The sequence below is a fragment of the Streptomyces sedi genome (assembly GCF_006335015.1).
Classification (GTDB): domain Bacteria; phylum Actinomycetota; class Actinomycetes; order Streptomycetales; family Streptomycetaceae; genus Streptomyces; species Streptomyces sedi.
Window position 1 is genome coordinate 1 of the sequence record NZ_VDGT01000026.1, and the last position, 26944, is coordinate 26944.

A 26944-nucleotide genomic window follows, 5' to 3' on the forward strand; every position below is an offset into this window, starting at 1 on the left:
TGGCTACGTCCCAGAACTGCACTACGCCGGTGCCGTTGTCGAGGTTGCTGCCGCCGCTGGCGAGGGTTTTGCCGTCGGGGCTGAATGCGACGGTTTCCACGCCGTTGTCGTGTGTGAGGGGTTCGCCGCGTGGTTGGCCGGTGGCTACGTCCCAGAACTGCACTACGCCGGTGCCGTTGTCGAGGTTGCTGCCGCCGCTGGCGAGGGTTTTGCCGTCGGGGCTGAATGCGACGGTTTCCACGCCGTTGTCGTGTGTGAGGGGTTCGCCATGTGGTTGGCCGGTGGCCACGTCCCACAGCCGCACCAGACCGTGGCTGCCGCTGGCGAGGGTTTCGCCGTCAGGGCTGAAGGCCACCGAAGTCACCATATCGCTGGCCGAGGGGAGATCAGCCTGTGGTTGACCCGTTTCCACATCCCATAGCCGCACTACGCCGACACCGTCAACGAAATCGACGCCGCCGCTCGCAAGCGTGCGCCCGTCGGGGCTGAAAGCCAGCGAAGTCACTTCTTGTTCTGTGGGCAGAAGACCGACAAGCTTTCGGTCGGCGGCCCGGAGGAGGCTCGCGCGAGCTTCAGCGGTCGGCGAGGTGCGGTAGGCGCTGACAGCCATCAGAGACGCCAGCTCGGGGTTCGTATCGAAGAGAGCTTGCGATTGGGCAGCGAGTTGGCGGGACTGTGCTTCATTTCTCGCAGCGAGAGCGTCGTTACGGGCGGCATCGGCCGCCTGCTGTTGCCAGAACGCGAATCCCGTCGCGATGAGGGCCAGGGCGAGCAGCGTGGCGAGAACGGTGTTGAGACGTCGGGTGCGGCGCTCGCTCGCCTGCTGATGGTGCTCGCTCGCCGCCAGGAAGTCGTCGATCCCCGGGGGTAGGCGGCCAGTCCAGTCACGTCCTTCCGCGAGCGCGGTGCCGGACAGAAGGTCCGCCGAGAGGCCGGACTCGGTGTGGCGGTGATGTTGTTCCGTGGCGCGGTGGAGCCAGGTCTGGAAGCGGCGATCGCGGTCGACCCAGTCTCGCAGGGTGGCCCAGTCGCGGAGCAGCGCGTCGTGGATGAGTTCCGCGGTGGGCTCGCCGGGGGAGCCGTCGGGGCCGAGCGCGGTCCTGGTGGTGATGATGCGGTCCCTGCTCAACGCGGCCAACGTCCCCTCGAAGACCACCTCCGAGGGGACGGGGCCCTCGGCGTGGCGACCGGCGCTCGCCAGCTCCTTCAGCCGTGACAGGGGAACGTGCTGGCGGGTGGCGGGGATTCCGAGGATCTCGTCGGAGGGGCGGACGAGTGCGGTCAACAGGCGTTGCGCGGTGGGGCGGTGGCCCGCGGGCAGGGCGTCAAGCGCGTTGTCGCACCAGGCCGTCAGCGCTCCGGTGGCCTCGCCGATGCGCTGGTAGGCGCCGTGGGTCAGGCGGCCGTCGACGCGGTGGTCCCAGAGTTGGACCAGGGCCAGTTGCAGTGGTGGGAGCAGAGTGGCGGCGACGCGTCCGTCGGGGTCGGTCGCGCGCAGGTCCTCGATGACGCGTTCAGGCAGCCCGTCTTCGAAGTGGGCGCCGGCGTCGTGGGCGGGGCGCGTGATGATGTCCCGCAGATCGGGGATGGTGACAGCGGCGGGGAGGTTGACTAGTCCAGGTGTCGCGGCCTTCAGCAGTTGAGGGCAGAGCTCGGCCAGCCGGGGGTAGAAATCGTTGCGTACCGCCAGCAGCAGGCTGACCTTTGGATGCGCCTCCAGCGTGCCGAGCAGGTCGTCGATGGCGGCCAGTCCCGCGCCCGTCTGGTCGGCTGAGGCCGCTGGCTGAGTGAGGAGTTCTTCGAACTGATCGATCACCACCAGCAGGCGCCCCGATCCCTGATCGGCAGTCAGCCGGTGCTCCACCGCCGGGCCGATTCCCGCTGTGGCGGCGCCCTCCAGACCTGCGCGTTCCAGCTCCGACGGAAGATCCTCGCCCGGCCGGGCCACCACCCGCGCCCAACCGTCGCTGCCTGGCAGCCTGCTTTCGTCCAGCGCGGGCAGGACCCCGGCCCGCACCAACGAGGACTTCCCCGCACCGGAAGGCCCCAGTACCAGCACCAGGCGATGTCGGCGTAACCGCTCCACAACGTCGTCCACCACGGCCTGCCGGCCGTGGAACCAGTCCGCGTCCTGCTCGGTGAACGGTTCCAACCCCCGGTAGGGCGCAAGCTGTTGCTCGGCCAGCCCCGGCACCACGTCGCGCAGGACTTCAGCGGGTGTGGCGTAGGCGATGCCCACGCCCCGGCTGTAACGGTCCGCCGGGGAGATCGCCGTGACCATGCCCACCACCAGACCGGTCATCTCGTCCCTGACCGGCCCGCCGGAGAACCCCGTCGTCAGATCGTTGGCCCCGGTCAACTGCAACAACCTGCCCGCACGCTCGCCAGGCAGCAGGTCCCCCGCCGTGCCGTATCCGTAGTGCCCACCGTCCGGGGCCTGAGCCGGAAAGCCGAACGACGAGACCCGGCGCCCGCTGCACCCCGCCGCCGAACCCAAAGGCGCCCGGCCCGCACTATCCGGTACCCGGACCAGCCGAACAGCGGCCACGTCCTCCGCGTCAGGCGCCCGCCACGCCTCCGCCGACACGACGCCCTCAACCCTTGGTGCCCGGGGCAGGTGCGGGAAGCGCACCGTAACCGATTGCCCGGGGCCGCTGCCGGCCGCTCGCACCACGTGCGCGCAGGTCATCACGACCTCTCCGGCAGCCAGGAAACCGGCACCGGCCACGCTCCCGTCCTGCGCCACCACCTGCACCATCGCGTCGAGCAGCCGGGAACCCGACGCCTCCACGCCGCACTCCCCGCCCGTCCTCGGCTCCTGGCCGTCCCCCACCGTCTTCGCCCCTCCTACACCCCGTTCCCGTCCCCGGGCCCGCGCTGCCACAACACCCGCACCCGTAGATGGGCTGTCGCCTCACCTTTGCTGACGACGACTCCGACCTGAGCCGAGAGATCCACCCCGAACTCCACCTCGACCTCCGCTGGCCCCGCCTCACGCAACTGAGTCACCACCGCACCCGCCAACTCCCGCACCGGTGCTAGGGCCTCCTGCAACGTGCGGGGCAAGTCCCGCATCGCGTCCCCCACTCGCCCGGCCTTCACCGGCCCCGCAGCGTCCGACTCCCCGACTGTCTCGAACAGAACCTCCCCGCCGCCCTCCAGTGGAATCCGCCCCACCGACGCCATCAACGCCCCCTACCTCTCTTGGCCGTGTCCTACGGCATTCTGCCCACAAGTCCCTTCCCCTGTTCTCGGTATCCAGGAAAATTGACGCCTGACGATCCATACGGTGATAGCAAAGGATTTCCCGGCCCGGCTATCAGACCTTCGCTTGCACGGCGAGCGGACGTAGGGAGGCGGTTCGGCCTCACGAGCGTCGCGACGCGCGTTCGCAGTGGTCACCGTCGCCCTGCCACGATGGCCCTCGACGCTCGGCAGCGGGCGCCCTCAGATCCTCGGTTCCCGCACCCGCGGTGCGAGCGCTCTCGGGCGTTCTTCGGTCCGGCGGTCGTCGTCGCCGTAGGCGTCCGCGAGTTGCATCTCCAGGTCCGGGCGGACGGGTGGGAGGCGGTACTGGGGGTCGCGGGAGGTGATGCGTCCATGGGTGGTGGCGGGGGTGGTGACGCCGGCGACGTGGGGTGGTGTCCAGTGCTCGGCCTCGGAGAGCAGCGCGTGGACGATCGAGTCCAGCCGGGCGCGGGGGAGGTCCGTGCCGAGGGTTCGGGCGGCGCGTTCCAGCTCGGTGGTGGCTCGTTCCTGGGCGGTCGCCGCGGAGTGGAACACCTCGCAGAGTCCGTCGAGTTGGCGTGCGGTGATCGGATACCACCTGGTTCGGGTGGGCGAGGGAACGGGACGGTGCTCGGGGGCGTCGCTGACCAGGTGCGGCCTGGCGCGGCGCAGCAGGCGCGGCGCCTGGTGGGCCAGGAAGCGGGCGGCTGCCAGCGGTTGGTGGAGCACGCGCAGCAGCCCGCCCGGCGTCCCGGCCCCGGCGTCGGTCAGGAGGTCGGCGGCGGGCCGGGCCAGGGGACGTGGGTCGGTGGGCTGCCACCGTTCCCCGTAGAGGAGTTGGCCGACGCGGACCCCCAAACCCCAGGCGGTCTCGGTGGCCGGGTGGGGTGCGGTGCGGGGCATGGGGTTGGCGCGACCGGAGCGGACGTCGTGGTGGGTGTAGCGCGGGAGGCGCGGGGTCTCGCGCGGGTCGGACAGGTCGACGACGCGGGCGAAGGCACGGGCGACGAGCCCCCACTGCCGGGCCGACTCCCGGAGCGCGTTCGCCGTGTGGCCGAGCCGCTGCCCGGCGGCGGGGTCGGCGGATTCGGAGACGTGGAGAAGCAGCCGGCCGGTCAGGAGGTTGACGAGGGTGAGGTGGCGGGCGATCTGGTGGAGGTCGCTTCCGCTGAGCGGTCGGCCGTCGGCGCGGGTGGCCTGGAAGACGGCCCGGATCAGTCGGTCGCTGTTCTGCGGCAGGTCAAGTGGCCGTACGCCGTCGGGTTGAACGGTCGGGGTCGGCGCGGTGGGCAGCTCCGCGTACTCGGGCATCACCGGGCGGCCGGCGTCTCGGCCGAGGACCACGGCCTGGTGCAGTGCCCGGCGGGCACCGGCGAGCAGCTCGGCCACGCCCGGGTCGGCGGTGCGTTCGGCGAGGTGTCCGGCCAGCCGGCCGGCCTCCCAGGCGAGGTCGGTGATCCGCAGCAGCACGTAGCGCTGCGCGCCGGCCTGCGTCTGAAGGGAGAGGTACGGGGTGAGTGGTTCGCCGTCCGGGCCCCGGTGGCTCGCCAACACCTCCTGTGCCAGGCGCAGTCGCACCCGCGCCTCGGCGAGGTGGCTCCCGGCCGCGCCGCCCGGGCTGCTCAGCGGCGCGCAGCGGGTGAGCGCCAGCTTCAGGCGGTCCTCGGCGGCGGTCAGGTGCGGGGTGAGATGCGCCCGCGTGCGCCCCATGACGGTGGCCGGGCGCGGCACGCGGACCGTGCTTCGGGTGAAGTGGTCCGGGGCGGTGCGCAACGCGGCGACGAGCCCCGTCAGTTGGTGGATCAGGGTGCGCACCTGTCCTCGGGGCGGCAGGGCGGGGAGGGCGCGGACGGACGCCCGCGTCGCCTCGACGGAGGCGTCGAACGCCGAGCCGAGTGTGAGGGGCATCGGATCAGTCCGAGACGAGGGCGCGCAGCGACCGGGCGGACTGGTCGGCCAGTTCCCCGGCGCGACGCAGAACGTCCCCGGAGAGGGGGAGTTCGGCAGTCGGGCAGCCGTCGGCCAGCGCGGTGAGCGCGGCGCTCGTGTCGTCCAGGAGCGTGGCGCAGCGTTGGGCGCTCGCGGCCGAGGGGGCGGGTGGCGTGATCGGGCGGCCGTGGACGGGGAGCGGGAGCAACGCTCGTCCCTCCGCGCAGAGTTGACCGGCGACGACGGCCTGGAGTTCGTCGAGGCCGTCCTCCCAGGCGGCGGCGTCGGCCAGACCGAGGCCGACATCGAACGCCTCCCAGGCGGCGGCGAGCATCTCCTCCGGCCGGGGGCTGGCCAGGGCCCGGTTCAGATCGTCGAGTGCGGCGGACATGGTCATGGCGCTCCTGGGTTTCAGATGGCGGGTGGTTCGGGGCGGTACGGCGCGGGGCGCGGTGAACGGTCCTCGCGGTAGGCGTCTTCGAGGCGCGCGTCCACCTCGGCGGGCGCGGGGCGGGGAGGCTCGGCGGCCCGCCGGGCGTCGGCGTGGGCTCGGAGCAGTTCGGGGGCCAGCTCCTCCAGCGCCCGGCGGGCGGTGTCGCGTTCCTCCGCCGCGTGGCGTGCGCGTTCCCGGGCGACCTCGGCGCGTCGCACCAGCCGGGGGTCCGCCGAAGTCCCGACGGTCGCGGCACGGTTGGCCGCGTCCCGCGCCTCCTGAGCCGTCAGCACCGCTTGGCGCTCGGCGGCGTGGAAACGGTCGGCGGCTGCCTCGGCGGCCTCGACGTGTGCCCGCGCCGCGTGGCCGCGCGCCTCGACCAGGTCCGGGGAGACGTCGCCGTTCTCCGGAGCGGCGGTCAGGTGCCAGCGTGCGAGGGCGCGGGAAGCGGCGCGGTGGTCGGCGGCCCGGACCGGGTCGTTCGGGGCGGGGCCGAGCGCGTCGGTCTCGTGGCCGTGGTCCCAGAGGGTGCGGTACAGGTTCACGGCGTGGGCGGCGCGGTCCCACAACGGGCGCTGCCGATGGCCGGGTTCGGGGCGGGGGCCCAGAACAGCGAGCCAGCGGGGCGGTCGGGCGGCCAGACGGGCGGCGGCCAGGGGCGCGGGCGCGTCGTCGGGTTGGGCCGCGCGCCAGAGGCCGCGCAGGTGGCGGTGGTCTTCGTCGGGCGCGGGCCCCGTGGGGTCGGCGCCCCGGTGGTTGGCGAGGTCGCGGTAGGCCGCGGCGGCGGCGAGGCGGTCGCGCCAGGCGAGTTGGTTCGCGACATCCGGCGGCTCGGGGCCGTAGTCGGCGGCCCAGCCCCGGCCGGCGCGGGCCTCGTCGAGGGCTGAGGCGGCCAGTGCCTCGGCGCGGTCGGTCAACTGCCGCGCCAGGGCGTGGGCGTAGTCGCGGAGTTCGTCTCGTCCGTCGGCCGGGCGGGCGGCCGGGAGGCGCAGGCCGAGGGCCGCCAGCAGGTCGTCGCCACGGGCGACGGGCGGGGCGAGGTGGGTGGCGGCGGTGGCCGGACGCGGCGCGTGCTCGCGTCGGCGGTAGCCGTCGGGGGAGCCGCCGTCGTCCGGGTCCAGGGCGCGGCGGTTGCGGGCGTGGAGGATGGCCGCCATGTCGTCGACCGGCTTTCCCTCCGCGTCGACGAAGTCCCGTTCGTGGTAGGTGCGGCGCAGGAGCCGGTCGGTGTCGACGCCCTCGTCGGCGAGCTGGTCGAGCTGGGCGCGGAGCGCGGGCCAGGCGGGTGCGGTGGTCAGCTGGTCGGCGGCCTTCGCGCCGAGGAGGCGGGCCAGCGCCTCGGCGGTGTCGGCTTCGGCGAGGTCGGTGAGGACCTGGCGCAGCCGGGGTTCGTGGGTGCGGAGGGCCTCGCTCTCGTCGAGGGCCGCGCGTTGCCGGGCGGTGGCGGTGCGCGGGGTGCCGTCGCGGGCGACGATCGCGGCCCAGAGCTGTCGCCCGGTCAACTCCGGGCCCAGCTCGCCGGTTTCGGGGTCGGTGGCCGGTTGGCGGACGAGATAGCCGTGGTTCTCCAAGGCGCCGCGGGTGAGCGCGGGGTAGGCGCCGTTGCGGTCCATCCCGGCCAGGAGCAGGGCGTGCGCGGTGTGGACGGTGACGCCCTGGGCGCGGCTGTGGGTGAGGGCGTAGCCGAGTTCGGCGGAGGTGGCGCGGTAGTCGGCGGGCAGGGTGAGCACGCCGCCGGTGCGGGTGTGGCGCACCCGCAGGCCGCCCTCGTCCGTGACGGCGACCACGGCCCAGACGTCACCGTTGCGCACATACTGCCGATGGCGGTTCTCGCAGGTCAGGCGACGGTCGTTAACGCGGGTGACGAGCTGGTCGCCGACGCCGGCCGCTTGATCGTCGGCCAGGGGAACGGTCCGCCGGTCGTCGACCAGGCCGGCGGCGATCCGCTCGGCGCGCACGGTGTGGGAGAGGCGCGCGGCCAGCGCGTTGGTCGGGGCGATCAGCACGCTGGCCAGCCCCTCGCCGACGTCGCGTCGCCAGGCGGCGCACACCTCCCCGACGACCTGGTCGAGCGCGCCCTCGTGGAGCCGGCCGCGCTCGGCGTAGGTGCGCCAGGCGGCGTCACCGTCGCCCTCGGAGACGGCGCGGGCGGCCTCGATCTCCCAGGTGCGGGGTCGGCCGTCGGCGTCGCGGAACCGGCGGATCTCCGTCAACGTCAGGCAGTCGGCGTCGCTGGCGAGGGCGTCCAGCACGCCGGCGGGGCCGGGGGCACCGAGTTGGCGCGGGTCGCCGATCGGCAGCAGCCGGCCGCCGGCCGCCTCGACCTGACACAGCAACGCGTGCAGCGTCCCGGTGTCCGCCTGCCCGGCCTCGTCGACGATGACGACGGCGTCGGCGGGCACCGTCCACTCCGGGGTGCCCGGGGCGTGCACCTCGGACATGTGGCGCCAACGGGCCAGGTTCTCGGCCCGGACGCCGGCGCGCTCGGCCAGGGCGTCCGCCTGCATCTGGCCGGACGCCAGCCCGAGCACGGGGATGCCGTGGGCGTGCGCGACCTCGCGGACCAGCGCCATGATCGTGGTCTTCCCGGTCCCCGCCCGGCCGATGACCGCCCGCACCCGCACGTCCCCGGTGAAGACTCCGCGCACCACCCGGCGCTGCTCCTCGGAGGGGGCGAAGCCGCGGACCGCCGCGCCCTCGTCCAGCACCCGGTCGACCTGTGCGGCGGTCAGCCGGCGCACGGGCGCGGGCCGGCGGGCGGCGTCGACCAGCGCGGCCTCCTTCGCCTTCAACGTGTGGCTGGTGTACCGGGCGGCGTCGTGCGCGACGAAGACAGGTGAGCCGTCGGCGCGCAGGTAGCGGGCGGGGATCGGCACGGATTCCGGTGCGGAGATCAGCTCGCAACGGTCCGGGTGCAGGACGTGCTCCACGACGCGGGCGATGTCCGCCTCCCACCCGGGCGCGAGATGCCGGCCGGCGGCGGCCAGCTGACGGTACGTCTCGGCCTCGACGTTGGCCCGCGTCCACGACTCCCGGTCGCCCTCGACGGTGGCCAGCACCCGGGCGGCGACCACCGGCAGCGGAACGGTCTCCCGCCGGTGCGCGCGCGAGGCGCGGCGGGCGCGGCGGAGCCAACGTTCCGGGTGGCGCACGCCCAGCCGACGAGCGCCCGCACGCCACCGCGCGCGCTCTCCCTCACGGTCGTGCGCCTGCTTGTCGGGGCGCGCGGTGAGCGTCGCGCGCTGGGCCAGTTCGTACTCCTCCGCCCTGCTCGGCTCGCGCCCCCGCAGCTGCCGGAACTCGGCGAGCAACCCGGCCAGCTGCCGTTCCGTCTGCGCCCGGCGCGCGGAGAACGCCCGCACCACCGCGTCCGGCACCCCGAGGAACTCCCGCACCGGTCGCCTGTCCGGCCGCACGGTGTCCGCGCGGGGCGCCGCGAGCACCCCGAACTCCCGGTGCATCCCGCGCTCGATCTCCGCCGTGTACCGCGCCGAGAGCGACACCACCAGCCGGTGCAGCGGTCGGGCGTCCAGCGCCAGCCAGCGACCGTCCTCCGTGTGCACCTTCGCTGAGATCGCCACGTGCCGGTGCCAGTCCGGATCGCCCGCCCGACTGGACCGGTGCTCGAACGCGGCGGCGATCAGCCCGCGCCCCGCGACCCGCACCACGCCGCCCGGCCCGCTGCGCGTCCAGCACGCCTCCCGTTCCAGCTGGTCGAACACCGAGTGGAACGCCGCGCGCTCCACCGCCTCCAGCCGCTCGCGCGTCGCGTCGTCGGCCGTTCCCCACAGCAACGCGAAGCTCTTGACCGGTGAGCACACCATCTCCCAGCCCGAGCGCGCGGTGCGGTTGCCGACCTTCTCCGCCTGCTCCCGCAGCTGCTCCCGACGGGCGGCCGAGGCCGCCGGCTCGGCGGCCAGCAGGGCGGCGAAGTGCTCCTCGGCGGTGGGGTAACGCGGCCAGAGCCGGCCCAGCGCGGCGCCGGTCGCGGGGTCGACGCCGTCCTTGAAGACCGCGTTCGCCGCGTCCTCGGCGACTCGGCCGGTCAGCCCGAGGTCGGTGGCCTGCCGACCGAGCCAGACGCCCGGGGTGTCGCCGCCGGAGGACCAGTAGGCGGCGGCCTCCTGACGGCCCAGCGGAACGTCCCCGGAGGCGACCGTCCGCATCAGGTAGTCGATGCCCGAACCCGCGCTGATCGGATGCAACGTGATCACGGCAGCGCACCCCGGACGGCCAGTCCGGTCACCATCAGAAGCGATGTGGTCACAGTAAGAGATCGTACGAGGTCGCGGGCGAGTTCGCCGGAGTGCAAACGGTGTGCCTGAAGAAGATCGTCCAAAAATCGGATGCTCGGTGGATCGGTTCTTTCTCTGCTGGCTCTCCCATCTGGTACTTCTCCGAGTCCTCGCCTTCGGTGCTCCCTCTCTCACGCTTCGATGGATGTGAGTGCGTGCGGTCCGCACGGGGGAACGGGTCGGCGAACGGGTGAGCGCGGGCGGCCATCGCGGGGAGCGCGGCGAGCCGCCACGGTTCGTGTGATCATCCGGCGACAGCATGGGCGCCATGGCATCGCGAAACGACAAGGCTGTTCAGGAACGCCGACGCCGACTTCGGGAACGACAGGAGCGCGAACGCCGCGAGGTGAAGCGCCGACAGCAGACTCAGATGGCCGTGCTCAACGACCTGGACGCAGCCGTCGAACGCGTCACCGCCGCACGCGCCGCACTGGCCGCCACCGTCGTCCGGGGCGTCGAGACGTTCGACTCGGTCGACGCGCTCGCCGAGGTCACCGCCTTCGACCCGCGCGAGATCCGCGCACTCCAACGCGAACACCGGCGCCGCCACGTCCCCGCGCAGATCGAAGCCGGCAAGCCCACCGTCACCCCGGCCGACGCGTAGCGTCCACGAGTTCGGCGCGGGCCTGAGCGACGAGCCGCTCCGCCTGACGGCGCGAGACGGACAGCTCCTCCGCGAGCTGTTCGGGGCGCGGCCACCGGCCCTCGACGAGCAGCTCCCGCACCCGCTCGCGCCGTTCCTCCGCTCGCCGGTGGCGGGGGTCGCCGGAGCGGTCGCGCGGCCGGCTGTCCCGCGCCCCCTCCGGGCGCCCTCCGCCGGCCCCGCGCCCCGGGCGCGCGGCCAACCAGGCGGGGAGTGTGCGGCGACGGAAGTGCGGCACCCCGAACACGAACTCGTCGGGTTCCGGCCCCCGCCCGGTCGAGACATAGCTGGCCCAGGTCGCGGCCGTGGGACGTCGCTCCTCGGGGAGCGCCAGCCGGGCCTCCTCCAGGTCCAACAGATCGTCGGGGTGCGGGGCGTCCGGCAGCGGCGGCACCGGCCACCCCTCGACGGCCGCCACCAGCTGTTCCTCGTCCCAGATCCGCTGCCGCGCCCCGGGCCGACTCACGATGCGCGGCAACCGTTCCCACGCCCGTCGGTTGCGGAAGGTGCCCAGGCTGACGCCGAGAAGTTGGGCGGCGCGCGCGGAGTCGGCGGGCGTGCGGCCGGCTGGGATCAAGGGGGCCTCCGTCACCTCGCTGGCGAAGTTCTGGAAGCCATGATCCGCGAGAACCCGGCGCGAGACGACCCGCCCCCGCCGGCCGCCGCCCAGGACGGTCAGCCCTTGACCAGGCGCGGCCGGGGCCTTTCCGGTCCGGCGAGCAGGTAGAGGTGGCCGACCGTGCGGGCCACCAGCTCCCGTTCCTCCGCTCCACGCTGGAGGAGGCGGAAGAACAGGCCGGTGGCGCGTTCGTGGACGCGGCTGTCGGTGTGCCGGAGGGTGACCATGTAGGCGAGGACGTGGATACCGAACGCCTTGGACTCGACGAGGGCGCGCAACGGCTGGCCGGTGAGGTCGGCGATCAGCCTCAAGTGCTCCATCAGGTAGGCGGTCGCTCGTGCCACCTCCTTCTCGTCGTGCTCTTCCCGATGGTCCGGGTCGGGAACGGGGCGCAGATGGTCTGCCATGGGAACGCCTTTCGCGAGGGTGGTGGTTCGTGGTGGGGCGGCCGGGGCCAACCGGCCGGACGGAACGAGACGCGGTCGCCGCGTCACGTCGTGTGACGGGGCGGTAGGGTGAAGCATCTGCGTATCTCACCTTTGGGTGGGTGCGTGGTTCGTGGGAACGGCGGCCGGGCCAGCCTCTTCGGAGGTCCGTCCTGGTGGCGGACGGCCGCCGTTCCGTCAGCTCGACTCAGCTCTGTGCCTGCGGCACTCGATCGACGCTGACGCGGCGTTCGATCTCGCTGAGGGTGTAGCCCTCAGCTGCCAGGAAGCCGAGCCATTCACGGAGTTCGGTACTCGGGGCGTGCCAGGCGCGGTCGCCCATCACCTCGCTCTCCCAGGCGGCTGCCACCTGAGCCAACAGGGGACGCCAGCGGCGGGTCCTTCCCGTGCGTGCGACCACCTGCCGCAGCTTGTCCACCGACCCGCGGTCGGCCTCGGCGACGCCGAGGAACCGGGCGATCAACTCCGAACACCGCCGCTGCCCGAATCGGCTGTAGAAGCGGGGGTTTTCGAGCACCGTCGACAGCACGAGCTGCCACGTCGCGTCGGACGCGGTCTTCCGCGCGCACAACTCGACCAGGAACGACCAACGCACTTCACGGGCCGCACGCCACGCCTGCTCGTTCTCGCTCAGGTGCTGGCGCCTGGCCGCCTCCGCCGCCCGATCCTCCGATCGGCGCCCCTCGTCCTCCCGCGCCCGCTGGTTGAGGAGGTGGCCACGGCGGCGCCAGTCCGAGCAGACGAACACCGGCTCTGAGTCCGGACCGAGCGCCGCCGCGTGCCCCGGGCAGCTCGCGGCGTGCGCCTCCGGTGTCAGAGGACGCCGCAACCCGGTCGTCAGATCCGCCAACGGCCGTGCGGGACCGCTGGACCACGAGGGTCGGTGGGCGACAACCGGGACCTTGGCGGCGGCCAACTCCGCCTCCACGCGCTCCCGTTGCTGGCGTTCGGCTTTCTCCTGCCGCAACCGCCCCAACGCGTGGGCCCAGTGGCCCCGGCCGTTCTTCCCCTCTCGCCGATCGTCCGCCTTGGCCGCCGACAGCGCGTCCAGGGCGCCCGGCACGTCGTTCACCTCGGCGAGCTCGGCGGCCTCGACCAGATCGAACGACGCGGCCAGTGCGGAGGCCAGCTCCCGATCACCCAGCCCCGCCGCCCCGTTGGCCGCCCGAACCTCGGCCGCGCGATAGCCCAGGGCCTTCGCGTAGCGTGCCCGCCTGCCGTCGCTCATCTCCATCAACGACAACTGGACCAACGCGTCCACGTCATCGCGCTCGCCCGCCGCCGCGCGGTGGGTGTTCTCCACCATGCTGGCCATCAGCGCCTCGTCGTCCGCCCCGGCCAGATCCTTCCGTACCAGGCAGGGCACCAGGGCGTACGGACGCCCGCGCTTCCGCGCCTCGGCCGCTACGGCCAACGCGGCCCTCAACCGGCGCTGGCCCCACACCACTCCCAACCCGGCTCCGTCCGCCTGCGGACGGACCAGCAGCGGCACCTGCACCCCCACGGCGCGCACACTTGCCAACAGGGCCGCGTCCGGCTCGGTCGCGTCACCGGACTCCCGCTTCTTCCGGTGGTTGAACGCGTCGACCACGAGGTCGTGCGGGTCCAGATACTCCAGCCGTCCGACATCACGCCGAACGGTCAGTTTTTCCCGCTCCTCGTTCTTCGAGGCGCTTTTCTTCGCCGTCTTCGTGGAACTCATTCTGTGTCTCCGTATCTCGACTCACATTTCCTACGGGAATGCGAGGATTCGCTCTCTTCTGTGCGCTCGGTCAGCCGAGGCGGTATCAGAACTCAGGACTCCTCGTGCCGCATGACGGCCAGTACCGGCTCCCCGGAATCACCCGGGGCCGATCTCCACGACCAGCAGCACCCGCTGCGTGGGAGGTGAGGCACCGCACGACGCGACGGCCCCGCTTGGCGCGTCCGACGCGTGGCGCAGCCGGTCATGACCAGCAGATCCGGCAGCCGTCCGGTCTCGTCCTTGGGCGTGTCGTCCCCGTTGCCTCAGGCGACGCGGTCGCCGTACACCTCGGCGATCAACGCCACCGGGACCCGGAATTCGGCCTCCCGGGCGAGACGTTCGTCAACGGCTCCCAGAAAGCAGTCCGCCAGTGTTTCGTCATGCGGGTGCCGGCCTTCGGGTTCCTGTGCGGGCTTTTCGAGGTCCGGATCGGGATGAGTAGACATAATTCTGCCCTTCGGGTCGGCGTGTGGTTCGTGGCGCTTCCCGGGGCCAACCGGTTGGCGACATGCACAACATTACCAATTCTTACGCACCATCTGGCGCTGAATTCACCCCGCTGAGGAGTGAATGGCCGTGGTTTTTCTGGCCGAGTTGGGAACTGTCCCGCGTGCTTAGCGCTAATTTGCGGAAGTGGCCGACGCGCGGGATATGTCGACTGGGAATATGTTCACGCGGCAGCGTGGTCGTTGACCTGCTGAGACCCGGATACCTCGTGTGGGCGCCGTCTGCCGCGCCACTCCTCGGGTAGTCCAGCGCTGGGTTGGGCCCGGGACGGCGCTGCGCCGGGGCAGGCCCGGCGCAGCCGGGTGCGCGCCACGCCCGCCCCCACCGGCCGACCGGCCTCCGGCATCGACGCGGTCATGGCGCCCGGATGGCACGGCCGCAAGGGCCGATCCCCGCTCGACAACGACCACGGATCCCGGGAGCCGCCCTCCCCTCCCAGCCGCCTTCTTGCGGCCATCCGCTGAACCCGCACCCGGCCGACCACCCGCCACGTAGACCGCCCACCGTGGTCGCGTTGCCAGCCCTCACCGGCGATGGTGAGCAGCGTTGGTTGGTGGGTGGTAGGAGGAAGGGCGCAGACTTCGTTGCGGCTACTCGCGGAGCCCGGCACGGCTGCCCTTTCTCCCGCAGCCAGCCGGACCACTTCCGCTCGCGCGGAGAGCACTGCAGATCGCCGTGGCCAAAGGCACCAACCGCGGACCACCTCCGCTCGCGCGGAGAGTACCTCTCCCGGGCCGGCGCCCGGGTCGTGCGGGTCGGACCACCTCCGCTGGCGCGGAGAGCACGCCTCACGGTAGAGGTTCCAAGCCTCCGCCCCCGGACCACCTCCGCTCGCGCGGAGAGCACGGTGACACCGTCGATGGCACCCGCGTACCTCCCGGACCACCTCCGCTCACGCGGAGAGCACCCTACCCGGCGCCGCAGAGGACGGCAGCAGGGCGGACCACCTCCGCTCGCGCGGAGAGCACGGTCGGCATCACGCCTCCAGAGGGACGGTCGCCGGACCACCTCCGCTCGCGCGGAGAGCACCGAGCCGCCGGCCGCCCCCAGCACCTCGGCGGCGGACCACCTCCGCTCGCGCGGAGAGCACGCGCCTCTACGCCGAATGGCACCGGGCTACCAAGGACCACCTCCGCTCGCGGAGAGCACCAGGGCGCGTTCGGCGGCCCGCTGGGTGGTGACGGACCACCTCCGCTCGCGCGGAGAGCACGGCGACAGCGATTTCGTCGGTTACATGGGCGACGGACCACCTCCGCTCGCGCGGAGAGCACACGCGGGCCGCTTTGAGTTGCGCGCCCAGTCGCGGACCACCTCCGCTCGCGCGGAGAGCACTCAGATACGTGCGTCCGGTGGACGTAGCGGGCCGGACCACCTCCGCTCGCGCGGAGAGCACGCGTCGCAGAAGAAGTCGCAGTGTGAATCAAGCGGACCACCTCCGCTCGCGCGGAGAGCACGGATGCCGGTGGCCTCGGTGATGGCGCGCTCCAGGACCACCTCCGCTCGCGCGGAGAGCACGGTCGCCCCGCCCATTCCGGTGGCCAGCCGCGCGGACCACCTCCGCTCGCGCGGAGAGCACACTACGCGTCGGTACGCCCGTAGCGCAGATGACGGACCACCTCCGCTCGCGCGGAGAGCACGCCCGGCGCCCCGGACCCAGCCGCGCCCCAGTCGGACCACCTCCGCTCGCGCGGAGAGCACTCCAGAATCCGCCGTACCTCAGGGTAGAGGCGCGGACCACCTCCGCTCGCGCGGAGAGCACTTGGCGATAGCGGCGTTCCACGTACCGAGGTACGGACCACCTCCGCTCGCGCGGAGAGCACGGCGGCCTGCTCGGCGTCGTCCGGGTGCACGTCGGACCACCTCCGCTCGCGCGGAGAGCACGGCACCACCGGACCCGACCGCGCCAATCGTCCCGGACCACTTCCGCTCGCGCGGAGAGCACAGGGCCCGCACCGAGCGAACCGGTGCGGGCCTCGGACCACCTCCGCTCGCGCGGAGAGCACGGGATGGAAGACGCGAACGAAGAACCCCGCGCCGGACCACCTCCGCTCGCGCGGAGAGCACCGAAGCCGGCCGGCCTTGATGAAGTAGAGAAACGGACCACCTCCGCTCGCGCGGAGAGCACATCTCGCCTCCGTGGTGTTCCGCCTGCTCCAGCGGACCACCTCCGCTCGCGCGGAGAGCACGGCCAGCCACTCAGCGGCCTGGACCCATCCCGCGGACCACCTCCGCTCGCGCGGAGAGCACGCGGCGAGCGTCTGCCTCGTCCTCTTCACCAGCGGACCACCTCCGCTCGCGCGGAGAGCACGCCACGTTCAGCAGCTCCTCGGCGCGGGCTGGAGGACCACCTCCGCTCGCGCGGAGAGCACCAGCCGTCCGCACGGCCGACCAGGCGTGCCCGAGGACCACCTCCGCTCGCGCGGAGAGCACCAGACCGGTGCCGAGCTGGCGGCCGAGAAGCGCGGACCACCTCCGCTCGCGCGGAGAGCACCATACCTCCGTCAGCACGGCCAGGCTGTAGCTCGGACCACCTCCGCTCGCGCGGAGAGCACACATGTTCCCCGGCCGCGATGCCCTCCAGCACCGGACCACCTCCGCTCGCGCGGAGAGCACACAGGAGCGTGAACTGCGCCAGCACGCTGGTGCGGACCACCTCCGCTCGCGCGGAGAGCACCAGGTAGCTGATGAGCGCCACCCACGTCGGGGCGGACCACCTCCGCTCGCGCGGAGAGCACTCCGAGCCATCAGCCCTGCGCCTTCCTGTTCTGCGGACCACCTCCGCTCGCGCGGAGAGCACGCTGCCCGTTTGAGCGCGCGGTTCGACCCGGGCGGACCACCTCCGCTCGCGCGGAGAGCACGGGCGCCGAGTAATGCTCGGCGCCCCCTTCCTCGGACCACCTCCGCTCGCGCGGAGAGCACATCACCATCACCGACGCCGCCAGCGACGGCGCCGGACCACCTCCGCTCGCGCGGAGAGCACGAGGAGAAGCCACTCAGTGCGTCAACCAGCTACGGACCACCTCCGCTCGCGCGGAGAGCACGGAAACGCACTGGATTTGGTGCCTGGTGCCGACGGACCACCTCTGCTCGCGCGGAGAGCACGGCCATGCGCGGCATCCTGCCCAACGCGGCCAAGGACCACCTCCGCTCGCGCGGAGAGCACGAACATCTGCGACAGAGCGGGAAGCAGGGACCCGGACCACCTCCGCTCGCGCGGAGAGCACTTGTTGCCGGCGACCGTGGCGAAGCCCACCAACGGACCACCTCCGCTCGCGCGGAGAGCACACGCCCCGGTAGCCGGCGGCCGTGGCTCCGGACGGACCACCTCCGCTCGCGCGGAGAGCACGTTCTGGGCCATGCTGTGCGCCATCTCGCGGCCGGACCACCTCCGCTCGCGCGGAGAGCACCCTTTTTGACCTGCGGCGTTAGAGGCGGTTTGCCATTCCTTTACCGTCGGCGACCGCACGCCTCTGGTCGGTCCTGCTACTCATGCCCGTGAGTCTAGGCGCCGTTTGATGCGCCGTGCCGGGTTCCAAAGTGTGGGTGGCGTGCGTCGTCGGCGAGGCCTGTCGTACACGGGGGCTATACGGCAACGACCGTGCGATAGGGATGTTTTCTGGACGTGAGCGGCAGGAGTCGATTTTCCCTGGCGTTTGTCTCGAAAACGACGGTGGTGAACACCGCCTCCGGCGCTCGTTCGCAGCGATTGGGCACTTCACGGCTGGTCACTAAGAGTCCGTGTGATCGTTCAGGTGGTGACGGCCGCATGGTGATCTTTCCGTGTATGGCCGGAAGTTAGTCGCTGTCGAGCCCCCGTAGGCGTCCGGAACCCGCTTCGTAGGGCTCGATTGTCAGTGGGGCTTGCTTCGATACCCCCGTGACTGACGAGCGACTCAGAGTGGCGACGTGCGCAGCGCTGGACTCCCGGCTGTGGGGCAAGGAGCACGGTCTGGACAGGCCATACCCCGTGGTGTGTCACCTGCTGGATACGGGGGCGGTCTACCGCGTGCTGTGGGGGACCGTGTTGGGCGAGACCATGCGGGCCCGTATCGCCGCGGCGCTCGGTCTCACGATTGAGGAGGCGCGCGAAGTCACGGCGTTCTGGGCTGCCTTGCACGACCTCGGGAAGATCACCCCACCGTTCCAAGCCCAGGTCCCGGCCGCGTTCGGCCGACTGAGCGGGGAGTCGTTCTACCGCTTCAGTCCGGGGATCGAGAAGCGGCGCGAGTTCCGGCACGAGATGGCCACCCACTGGGCGCTGGTCGGTCTGCTGACCGAGATCGGCTACCCGGAGCACACGATGAGCCGCAGGTCCGTTGCCCACCAGGTGGCTCAGCTTCTCGGCGGTCACCACGGGCATTTCGGTGGCGTGATCCAGCGGAAGGATCTGCTGCTGGACAGCCGGCGCCGACCTGCGTTGGGTGAGGAGGGCTGGCGCGAGCAACGACGCGCCCACCTTCGCGAAGTGCGGCGGGTCCTCGGGGCCGACGCAGTCCCTACCGCAGGGCTGCCAGCCGAGTTGGCCGTCGTCGTCGCCGGGCTCGTGGTCGTTTCCGACTGGTTGGCCAGCCAGACATCGAGCGTCCGCGCACTTCTCCCCCCACCCGACTGGGCCGGCACGCCGGAGCAGTTGGACGCGCACTTCGCGCGTGCCGTTCTCCAGGCCGAGGACGCCGTCGGCAGAAGTCGCCTCGGCCGAGCGCGCTTCGACGAACGAAGCTTCGACGCGGTCTTCCCCTTCTCGCCGAACCCTCTCCAGCGGGACATCGTCGAGCAGTTGCCGGCGTTGGTCGAGGAACGGGGACCGGGGCTCGTTCTGGTGACCGCGCCCACCGGGGACGGGAAGACGGAGGCCGCTCTGTTCGCCGCGTCCGTCCTGGGGCGCGCCGCTGACGCCCGGGGCCTGTACTTCGCGTTGCCCACGATGGCGACGGCCGACGGGATGTTCCCTCGCGTGCGGAAGTACGCCAAGGCCGCGCTGTCGGGCGAACGCGCGCTCACCCTCCTCCACTCCATGGCGTGGCTCAGCCCCGTCTACGCCGACGACCCCGCCGACGAGCCGGATGGGGTCGACGCCCCGACCGAGTTGGGGGAGGTCAGCGCGACGCTGGCCACGGTCATCGAGTCCGACGGCTGGTTGCGTGGCGCCAGGCGGCCGATCCTGGCGTCTCTCGGTGCCGGGACCATCGACCAGGCCCTGGCGGCGATGCTGCCCGTCAAGCACAACGCGCTCCGGCTCTTCGGGCTGTCGGAGAAGGTCTTCATCGTTGACGAGGCGCACGCCTACGGGCCCTGGATGCAGCAGCATCTGGTGCGCCTTCTCGAATGGCTCGGAGCGATGAGGACGCCGGTCGTGCTTCTCTCGGCGACACTCACCGGGCAGGCCGCCGGCTCCCTCGTGGAGGCCTATCGCCGGGGCGCCGGCTTCACGGAACCGCTGGAGTTCGAACCCTGTTACCCGGGCTGGCTGTTCGCGGACGTGCGAACGGGTCAGGTCACGAAGCCACGGCCCACGGGAACGCTGCGTGGTCGAACCCTCGACGTCGATCTCCGGATGGTCGCCTGGGACGTCAGGGAGCCGCACCTCAACCCCACCCGGCAGGGCGGGCGTCGGGCGGTCCTTCGCGAGGTACTCGCCCCGATCTCGGCTGAGGGCGGCACCGCGCTGGTCTGCTGCACGACCGTCGCCGAAGCGCAGCAGACGTATCGCGACCTGTGCGGGGCGTTTCCCGAACTGGCGGAACGGGACGGCGGCATCCGCCTGCTGCACTCACGCTTCCCCGCCCACGAGCGCCAACGAATCAGCGAGGAGTGCGAAGCGGCCTACGGCAAGCTCCGCACCGACCAGGGCGACTCCCCGGTGGAAGCCCGGCCGGGCTCGATCCTGGTGGCCACCCAGGTCGTCGAGCAGTCGCTCGATCTGGACTTCGACCTCGTCGTCAGCGATCTGGCGCCGTTGGCCCAGCTCCTGCAACGCGCCGGCCGCTGCTGCCGCCACGCCCGAGGGCGGTCCGGCCGGCCCACTTGGCTCGCCGACGAGGACCGCCCACCTCTGGTGGTTCTGGCCCCGGCCGGCAGCACCAGCGCCTCGGGACTCCCCGGCGCGATGACCGCGGTCTACGACCCGAGCCTGCTGGTCCGCACGGTGACCCTGCTCGACCAGCTCCCCGACGGCCGGATCGCCGTACCCGACGACGTTCAGCACCTCGTCGACGAGGTGTACGCGGAGGATTTCACGCATGGGCTGGATGAGGCGGCGCGGAGCGAACTCAAGGGAATGGATCTCGATCGGAGCGCCCGCGAGATGGTCGAGAAGAGCATGGCGGCGACGGTCGACGTGGTCTCGCCCGACGGCGTGTATGGCGATCTCGGCCGGCTGAGCAAGCGGGACTTGGGCGTCACGGAGGATCTTCTGACCACCCGCCTCGGCGCGGACACCGGCCGGGTGCTCTGCCTCTACAAGCAGTCGCCGGACCGCTTCACCCTGGACCGGGAAGGGACGGTTCCCCTGCCACGCGACTGGGACAAGCGGCCATCGCGCGACTCGGTGCGTCAGCTCATACGGTTCGTGACCCCGGTCCCGGGCAAGTGGGCGCGCGAGGCGGACGGCCTGAAGAAACGGCCGGAGAGCTGGGAGAAGCAGGCGCTGCTTCGGGAGTTGGTACTGCTCCCCATGACGTCGTCCGCCGCAGGCGGCGTCTGGAGCGTTGAGGTCGGGAGCGGCGTTCTCTCCAGCTCGCACGTCGGGCTTGAGCTGAGTGGTTGAGCGACGGCAGTGCCTACGCATCCGCCGTCGCCCGTCCCCCGTCGTCGGAGTTCTGGAACCCGCCACCTTCATGAGGAGAAAACGATGTCCCCGGGCAGATACAGCCTGCTCAACGCCCCTTGGATTCCCGTGCGTTGGGTCCCACCCGCGGAGGGTTCCGCGACGGATGACCTACCCGAACACGTCGGGTTCGCCGAGCTGTTGCGCCGTGCCCATGAGATCGCGGGGTTGGCCGTGGTGGACCCGCCGGCGCACTCCGCGCTGTTGCGGGTGCTGTACGCGCTGACCGTGCGTGTCACCGGCCTCGACAGGGTGGACACCTCGGAGGACGACTGGGCCGACCGGCGTCAACAGGTGTGGGAGGACGGTCGGCTGCCGGTCGACGGGATCGCGGAGTACGCCGACCGCTATGCGCACCGCTTCCTCGCGTTCGACCCCGAGGGGGGACGTCCGTGGATGCAGGACCCGAGGCTGGAGAAGCAGTGCGACCCGGCCAAAACCGCCGGGGTCAACAAGCTGGTCGTGACGCGGCCCGCGGGCAACAACCATGCCTGGTTCCGCCACAACTCGGACGCGAAGCCGGATCTGCCGACGGTTTCGGAGGCCGTTCTCAACCTGCTGGTGTGGCACTACTGGGGGCCCTCAGGGCGGTGCTCCGCCCGAGAGGTGGACGGGGAGAAGACCGCCAGCGCGACGGCGGGCCCGCTTCGGACCGCTCTGTCGTACCACCCGGAGGGGGAGACGCTCTTCGAGACGCTGCTGGCCGGGCTCGTGCCGCCTGACCCGCGCGACCGGCTCGACGAGGACTACTGCCCTTGGGAGTTGGCGGAGCTGCCGGACCCCGCCGCGGTGCCGAGGGAGCCGGTGGGGCCCTGCTCCCGGCTGACCTGCCGCTCCCAGCACGCGCTGCTGCTCGTACCGGACGACGACTCGCGCGACGACCACGGCACGCCCACCCTGGTGCGCGACGCGTACATCACCTGGGGAAACCGGGCGGGACGCATGGCGAGGGACGACGACTTCCTCATCTGGCAGATCAGCCAGCAGGGCAACCGCTACCCGCGCCCGGCGGACTCGCGGCGCGCGCTCTGGCGAGACCTGGACGCGTTGCTGCTCGCTGAGCCGGGGGGTTCGGCTCGGGCCAAGCGGCCGAAGGTGTTCGACTCGGCCGCCGAGATGCCCGAGGAGGTCGAACTCCGGGTACGCGCCCTCGGATTTGAGCAGGACGGCCAGGCCAAGGACACGCAGTTCGTCGACGGCTCCACGCCGCCGGTTCTCGGATTCGTGGAGGAGAGGCTCCCGCAGATCGCTTACCCCGTCGCCGAGCTGAAGGAGTTGGGCGAGCGTTACGGCTTCCGTATGGACCGGGCGCTGAAGCGGGCCTGGAAGACGTACATGGACGATCCCAAGGGCGACGCGGACGCGTGGACGACGCCTGCCAAGGCCCGGTACTGGCCCGCGGCGGAGGACCAGTTCTGGGCCGTCTTTCGGGAGTTGAGCCGCGATCCCGCACGGATCGATACGGGCTTCGACTTCGAGGGCGCCCGTAGGGCCTTTCTCCGGCTCGCGGAGAACGCCTACGACGAGGTCACGCGCAGCGTCACGGGGAGCCAACGGGGCGCCAAGGCGGTGTTCGAGGCACGTGTCGGACTGCGGCTGCCTTCCGGGAACAGACCGACGCAGGGGCTGACAGCCGACAGGAGCTGAGCGGGACCCACAAGATCAAGATGGAGGGGAGACAGACCTTGACCACCACCGAGTCGCCAAAGCTCGATCGGGCGGCGAAGCACCGTCAGAGGCTCGTCGCGTACGTGAACTGGATCGACCGCACCTGTTCTGAGAATCCGGGCGCCCGGGTCGCGCTCCGAGCCGGGCTACGGCAGAACATCAACAACCGCGCCACCTTCGCGATGAACCGCTACATCGCCCCATGGCTCCCGGAGAACGCCCCCGACGCCACCCAGCGGGCCTACTTCACCGTCGCCGCGTTGATCGCTTCCCGTCCCCGGGCCGCGCAGGACGAGGACGACGAGGACGAGGCCCCGGAGGGAGCGAACGCCGAGCGCCCCGACAGCGGCCCCGGCTCCACCGGCGCCGGCGACGAGGCCGAGTCCGCTGCGCCGGCCGAGCCCGAGGAACCCGAGCGTTGGGGACCCAGCCTGGGCAGCGCCTTCGCCGAGGCCGTGGCGGAAGCCCCCGGCAGGGACGGGGAGATGAGGGAGAGCGCGGCGGAGAGCCGTTTGAACATGCTCACCCGGCAGGGCACCAACGGCATCCACCGGAGCCTGCCCGCGTCCGTTCTCTATCTCCGCCAGCTCGACGTTCCCGTCGACTGGGCCCAGCTGCTGGCCGACCTCATCGCCTGGCCGGACCATTCCGGGCGCATCGCCCGGCGCTGGCTCCAGGACTTCTACCGCCGGCGTCACCGCGACGCGCACCAGGCCGGCGGGGACGGGGAGACCCCGGGGAACTCCCCCGAAGAGCCCCCGGCATAGTCCGGCCCGACGCCCCTGGCTCGCACCCGGTGCCCGCCTTCCAGACCTTTCGAAGCCATCAACAGCAGCATGGAGAAGACCGTGTCCGCAATGCCTCGTCCTGCCCGTTTCATCGACATTCACGTGATTCAGTCGGTCCCCTTCGCCAATCTGAACAGGGACGATACGAATTCGGTGAAGACCGTTCAGTACGGCAACGCCCAGCGCACACGGGTGAGTAGCCAGTCCTGGAAGCGCGCGGCGCGGGAGAAGTTCCAGGAGGAGATCGGCGAACGAGCCCTTCGCACACGCCGGATCGGCGAGCGCGTCACGCGCGAGTTGGCGGAGGCGCGTGGCTGGCCGCTGCCCCTCGCCGAGCGCGCCGGCGCCCACGTGGCCGCCGGCAGCAGCATCAAGTTCGAGCTGGCGAAGGAGAAGCCGAGGGAGGGAGCGGAGGGCGGTACGGCGAAGAAGGACACCAAGACGGTCGTCCCCAACAAGGTGTTCACCAACGCGCTGGTGTACGTCCCGGAGACCGCCGTGCGGGAGCTGGCGGACATCGCCGAGGAGCACCGCGAGAAGCTGGAGTCCGCCAAGGACATCAAGAAGCCTGCCGACAAGAGCGTGCTGCCCCAGGCGGCGATCGACGGTGTGCTGAAAGCGCGCAACGGTGTGATCAACCTCTTCGGCCGGATGCTCGCCGAGGTCGACGACGCCGGCGTGGACGGGGCCGTTCAGGTCGCGCACGCGATGACCACCCACGAGACCGACGTGGAGTTCGACTACTTCTCGGCCGTGGACGACATCAGCCAGGAGTGGAACGACGCCACCGGCAGCGGTCACATGGGGCACGGCCAGTACAGCGCCGGCACGTTCTACCGTTTCGCCACCCTTGATCTGGAGGAGCTGGCGGGCAACCTCGGCGACGACCCCGCGAGCGTGCGCGAGCTGACCGGTGCGTTCCTCGCGACGTTCGTCGAGTCGTTGCCCGGTGCCAAGAAGAACTCCACCGCCCCGTACACCCCTCCCGGGCTCATCCATCTCGCCGTCCGCGCCGACCGGCCGCTCTCCTTCGCCGCCGCCTTCGAGAAGCCGGTGACGTCCTCGCGCGGTCAGGGCTTCGAGGAGCCCTCCGTCGCCCGGCTGACGGCCTACGCGGCGCAGGCCAACAAGATGCTGGGCAGCCGTCGGCTGCTGACCTCCGGCTGGACCAGCATCGGGCACGAGGACGCGAAGCACGTGGGGGACCGGTACGACGGCATCGAGGAGCTGGTGGAGGCCACGCTGCTCGGTGCCCTGGGCGAGAAGACCGGCGAGGTCTCCTCGTGACCAGTTCGGAAGCCGAAGACCGGCCCGGTCTGCTGCTGCGGCTGGCCGGTCCGCTCCAGTCCTGGGGCGAGAAGAGCCACTTCACCGAGCGGGACACCGCAAGGTTCCCGACCCGTTCCGGCGTCATTGGGATGCTCGCCGCCGCGCTCGGCCGCAAGCGTGGCGAGCCGCTGGACGACCTGACCGCCCTCTCGCTGACCGTGCGCGAGGACCGGCCGGGCGTGATGACGACCGACCTGCACACGGTGGGAGGCGGCCTGCCGAACCGCGACACCGTCACCACCGCCGAGGGCAAGAAGCGTGGCGGCGCGACCGCCACGCTGCTCAGCCACCGCGACTACCTCGCCGACGCGGCGTTCACCGTCGCGCTGACGAGCACCCTCGGCGGGCCGGACGCGGAGGCCCTGGACCGGTACGCCGAGGCACTCCGCGAGCCACGCTGGCCGTTCTACCTCGGTCGGCGCTCCTGCCCGCCCGAGGGTCCTGTGCTGCTGGCGCGGAGCGACCGGGCGCTGGAGGAGCTGGTCGGGCTGCCGGTCTCGGCCGAACGTGCCAAGGGCGCCGGTCCTTCGCACCTCGTCTTCCTTTCCGACGAGCCCCTGGACGCGCTGCCGGTGCCCGAGGAGTGGGAGTCCTCTCCGGCCGACGAGTCCGCGCGGCCGACCAGCACGATCAACGACGACCCCCGTTCCTTTCACCCGAAGCGGCGGACCTACCGGGTGCGCCCGCTCTACCGCCGCACCGTCGCCGTTCCCGAGGAACGGTTCGCCGGGCTCGGCGCCCCCTACCTCGCCGCGCTGGAGAAGCACCTGGCGGAGCATCGGGTGCCGTCCGAGGAGGGGATGACCCCGTGACCGTCTGGCTCAGCCGACTCATGCTCAACCCGCTTTCCCGCGCGGTCCAAGCCGACCTGGGGAGCAGCAAAGCGGCGATCAACCTGCATCGACGCGTGATGTCCCTCTTCCCGGAGACCGAGGGCGACGACGCGCGCGCCCAGTTCGGCGTGCTGTTCCGCGTCGAGGACGCGCCCCAGGGGTACGCCGTCCTGATCCAGAGCGCCCACGAGCCCGACTCCGCCCGCCTGCCCGAGGGCTACGGCGCGTTGCGGAGCAGGCCCCTCGACCCGCTGCTCGACGCGCTCAAGCCGGGACGCCGGATTCGCTACCGTTGCGTGGCGAACGCCGTGCGCCGCCCCGGCGCGACCACCCGCGAGCTGTACCAGCTGAAGGCCGTCGTGCCGCTGAGCGGGCGGGTCGCCGACGAGTGGTGGCAACGCAAGGCAACCGCGGCCGGCCTGGAGGTCGAAAGCGTGCTCTCCCACCCGGTCGACACGGTGCGCGGCCCGCGCGGCACCTCGGGCGAGGCCGCGAAGCAGCACATGCGGCACCACCGCACCCAGTTCGACGGTACCGCCGTCGTCACTGACGCGGACCAGCTGCGGCAGCACATCGTCGCCGGCGTCGGGCGCGCCAAGTCCTACGGCTGCGGCCTGCTGACCGTCGCGCCCGCCGGGAGCGTCGGATGACCGCCACCCCACCGCGCGACCCCGGTCAGACTCCCGGCCAGGCGCGGCGCCGGCTGGCCGCACCCACCGTCGCGATGCTGCCCCGCGTCGCCGACTCCCTGTCGTTCCTGTACCTCGACGTCGTGCGCGTGCAGCAGGACGACACCGGCGTCTGCGCCGAGATCACCAGCGCACGCCACGGCACCGAGACCGTCTACCTGCCGACGGCCGCGCTGAGTTGCGTGCTGCTCGGCCCCGGTACGTCCGTCACCGCCCGGGCCCTGTCCACCCTGGCCCGCCACGGGACCACCGTGCTGGTCGTGGGCTCGGGCGGCGTCCGCTGCTACGCGGCGACGCTGCCGGACTCCCTCACCACCCACTGGCTGGAGCGCCAGGCCCGATCCTGGGCGAACGACGAACAACGCCTGGGCGTCGCCCGCGCGATGTACGCGAAGCGCTTCGGGAGCGGAACGGCCCCGGCCGACGCCTCGCTCTTCCAACTGCGCGGGTTCGAGGGCGCGCGGGTCAAGGCGCACTACCAACTCCTCGCGAAGCAGTACAAGATCGGCCGCTTCCGCCGCAACTACGACCCGGAGTCTTGGGAGGACCAGGACCCGGTGAACCTCGCGCTCTCGGCGGCCAACACCTGCCTGTACGGGATCGTCCACGCGGCGATCGTCGCGCTCGGCTGCTCCCCGGCGCTCGGTTACGTCCACAGCGGCAATCAGCAGGCGTTCGTCTACGACGTGGCCGACCTGTACAAGGCGCAGCTCACGATCCCGCTGGCGTTCTCGCTCCACGCGTCGACGAACCCCGAGGCCCAGGCCCGCCGCTCCTTCCGCGACGGGCTGCGGCTGTTCAAGCTGCTGCCGCGCGTCGTCGCGGACATCCAGCAACTGCTGGACCCGTCGGGGGAGTACGAGGCCGAGGACCCGGACGAGCAGCTTGTCGACCTCTGGGACCCGATCGCGGGCGCCATCCCCGGCGGGATCAACCACGGGTTGGCGACGTGAGCCCCGGTGGCGGG

At 71.9% G+C, this 26944-nt stretch carries 17 protein-coding genes and 2 CRISPR repeat arrays; of the genes, 8 read left to right on the plus strand and 9 right to left on the minus strand.

The features are described from left to right. The 5 genes from FH715_RS25320 to mobF all read right to left on the minus strand — a co-directional run. A partial coding sequence (locus FH715_RS25320) for an nSTAND1 domain-containing NTPase (protein ID WP_211367771.1) occupies positions 1 to 2791 on the minus strand: 2791 nt, incomplete at its 3' end. Positions 2792 to 2847: 56 nt separating this feature from the next. Next, a complete protein-coding gene (locus tag FH715_RS25325) occupies positions 2848 to 3186 on the minus strand; it encodes a CU044_2847 family protein (RefSeq protein WP_139649326.1) in 339 nt (112 codons plus the stop codon). Between the two features lie 261 nt (positions 3187 to 3447). Further along, positions 3448 to 5136, minus strand: coding sequence for a hypothetical protein (locus tag FH715_RS25330; protein WP_139649328.1), 1689 nt, complete (start codon positions 5134 to 5136; stop codon positions 3448 to 3450). Positions 5137 to 5140: 4 nt separating this feature from the next. Then, positions 5141 to 5548 (minus strand): hypothetical protein, encoded by a 408-nt coding sequence (locus FH715_RS25335; RefSeq protein WP_139649329.1) that lies wholly within the window; start codon positions 5546 to 5548, stop codon positions 5141 to 5143. Between the two features lie 20 nt (positions 5549 to 5568). Continuing rightward, positions 5569 to 9804 (minus strand): MobF family relaxase, encoded by a 4236-nt coding sequence (gene mobF, locus FH715_RS25340; protein ID WP_170184820.1) that lies wholly within the window; start codon positions 9802 to 9804, stop codon positions 5569 to 5571. 349 nt (positions 9805 to 10153) lie between these two features. Here mobF and FH715_RS25345 point away from each other — a divergent pair, with 349 nt between their 5' ends. Then, positions 10154 to 10489, plus strand: coding sequence for a hypothetical protein (locus tag FH715_RS25345; RefSeq protein ID WP_139649333.1), 336 nt, complete (start codon positions 10154 to 10156; stop codon positions 10487 to 10489). Here FH715_RS25345 and FH715_RS25350 read toward each other — a convergent pair. The 4 genes from FH715_RS25350 to FH715_RS25365 all read right to left on the minus strand — a co-directional run bounded on the left by FH715_RS25350 (position 10470) and on the right by FH715_RS25365 (position 13783). Further along, positions 10470 to 11105, minus strand: a complete 636-nt coding sequence (locus FH715_RS25350) for a hypothetical protein (RefSeq protein ID WP_139649335.1) — start codon at positions 11103 to 11105, stop codon at positions 10470 to 10472. The genes FH715_RS25345 and FH715_RS25350 overlap by 20 nt on opposite strands. 98 nt (positions 11106 to 11203) lie before the next feature. Continuing rightward, positions 11204 to 11554: a hypothetical protein gene (locus tag FH715_RS25355; protein ID WP_139649337.1), complete on the minus strand. Its 351-nt coding sequence runs from the start codon at positions 11552 to 11554 to the stop codon at positions 11204 to 11206. 226 nt (positions 11555 to 11780) lie between these two features. Further along, entirely contained in the window at positions 11781 to 13295 is a 1515-nt protein-coding gene (locus FH715_RS25360) for a ParB N-terminal domain-containing protein (RefSeq protein WP_139649339.1), read from the minus strand. Positions 13296 to 13600: 305 nt separating this feature from the next. Continuing rightward, positions 13601 to 13783, minus strand: coding sequence for a hypothetical protein (locus tag FH715_RS25365; RefSeq protein WP_139649341.1), 183 nt, complete (start codon positions 13781 to 13783; stop codon positions 13601 to 13603). A 696-nt stretch (positions 13784 to 14479) separates the two neighbouring features. Next, positions 14480 to 14935: a CRISPR direct-repeat array (repeat unit 29 nt; unit sequence CGGACCACCTCCGCTCGCGCGGAGAGCAC). 90 nt (positions 14936 to 15025) lie between these two features. Further along, positions 15026 to 17251: direct repeats of the CRISPR family, unit length 29 nt; unit sequence CGGACCACCTCCGCTCGCGCGGAGAGCAC. A gap of 470 nt (positions 17252 to 17721) precedes the next feature. Here FH715_RS25365 and cas3 point away from each other — a divergent pair. The 7 genes from cas3 (at position 17722) to cas1e (ending at position 26930) form a co-directional block, all read left to right on the plus strand. Further along, positions 17722 to 20610, plus strand: a complete 2889-nt coding sequence (gene cas3 / locus FH715_RS25370; protein ID WP_170184821.1) for a CRISPR-associated helicase Cas3' — start codon at positions 17722 to 17724, stop codon at positions 20608 to 20610. An 84-nt stretch (positions 20611 to 20694) separates the two neighbouring features. Next, a complete protein-coding gene (gene casA / locus FH715_RS25375) occupies positions 20695 to 22317 on the plus strand; it encodes a type I-E CRISPR-associated protein Cse1/CasA (RefSeq protein WP_139649343.1) in 1623 nt (540 codons plus the stop codon). A gap of 104 nt (positions 22318 to 22421) precedes the next feature. Further along, a complete protein-coding gene (casB, locus tag FH715_RS25380; protein ID WP_246108971.1) occupies positions 22422 to 23105 on the plus strand; it encodes a type I-E CRISPR-associated protein Cse2/CasB in 684 nt (227 codons plus the stop codon). Between the two features lie 90 nt (positions 23106 to 23195). Next, on the plus strand, positions 23196 to 24413 hold the full coding sequence (gene cas7e, locus FH715_RS25385) for a type I-E CRISPR-associated protein Cas7/Cse4/CasC (protein ID WP_139649453.1): 1218 nt from the start codon (positions 23196 to 23198) through the stop codon (positions 24411 to 24413). Next, positions 24410 to 25267: a type I-E CRISPR-associated protein Cas5/CasD gene (gene cas5e, locus FH715_RS25390; RefSeq protein WP_139649347.1), complete on the plus strand. Its 858-nt coding sequence runs from the start codon at positions 24410 to 24412 to the stop codon at positions 25265 to 25267. The genes cas7e and cas5e overlap by 4 nt, the downstream gene beginning before the upstream one ends. Further along, the gene (cas6e, locus tag FH715_RS25395; protein ID WP_139649349.1) at positions 25264 to 25938 is read left to right on the plus strand and encodes a type I-E CRISPR-associated protein Cas6/Cse3/CasE; all 675 of its coding nucleotides are present in this window, start codon (positions 25264 to 25266) and stop codon (positions 25936 to 25938) included. The genes cas5e and cas6e overlap by 4 nt, the downstream gene beginning before the upstream one ends. Further along, positions 25935 to 26930: a type I-E CRISPR-associated endonuclease Cas1e gene (cas1e, locus tag FH715_RS25400; protein ID WP_246108972.1), complete on the plus strand. Its 996-nt coding sequence runs from the start codon at positions 25935 to 25937 to the stop codon at positions 26928 to 26930. Before cas6e ends, cas1e begins: the two co-directional genes overlap by 4 nt. Positions 26931 to 26944: the final 14 nt, after the last annotated feature.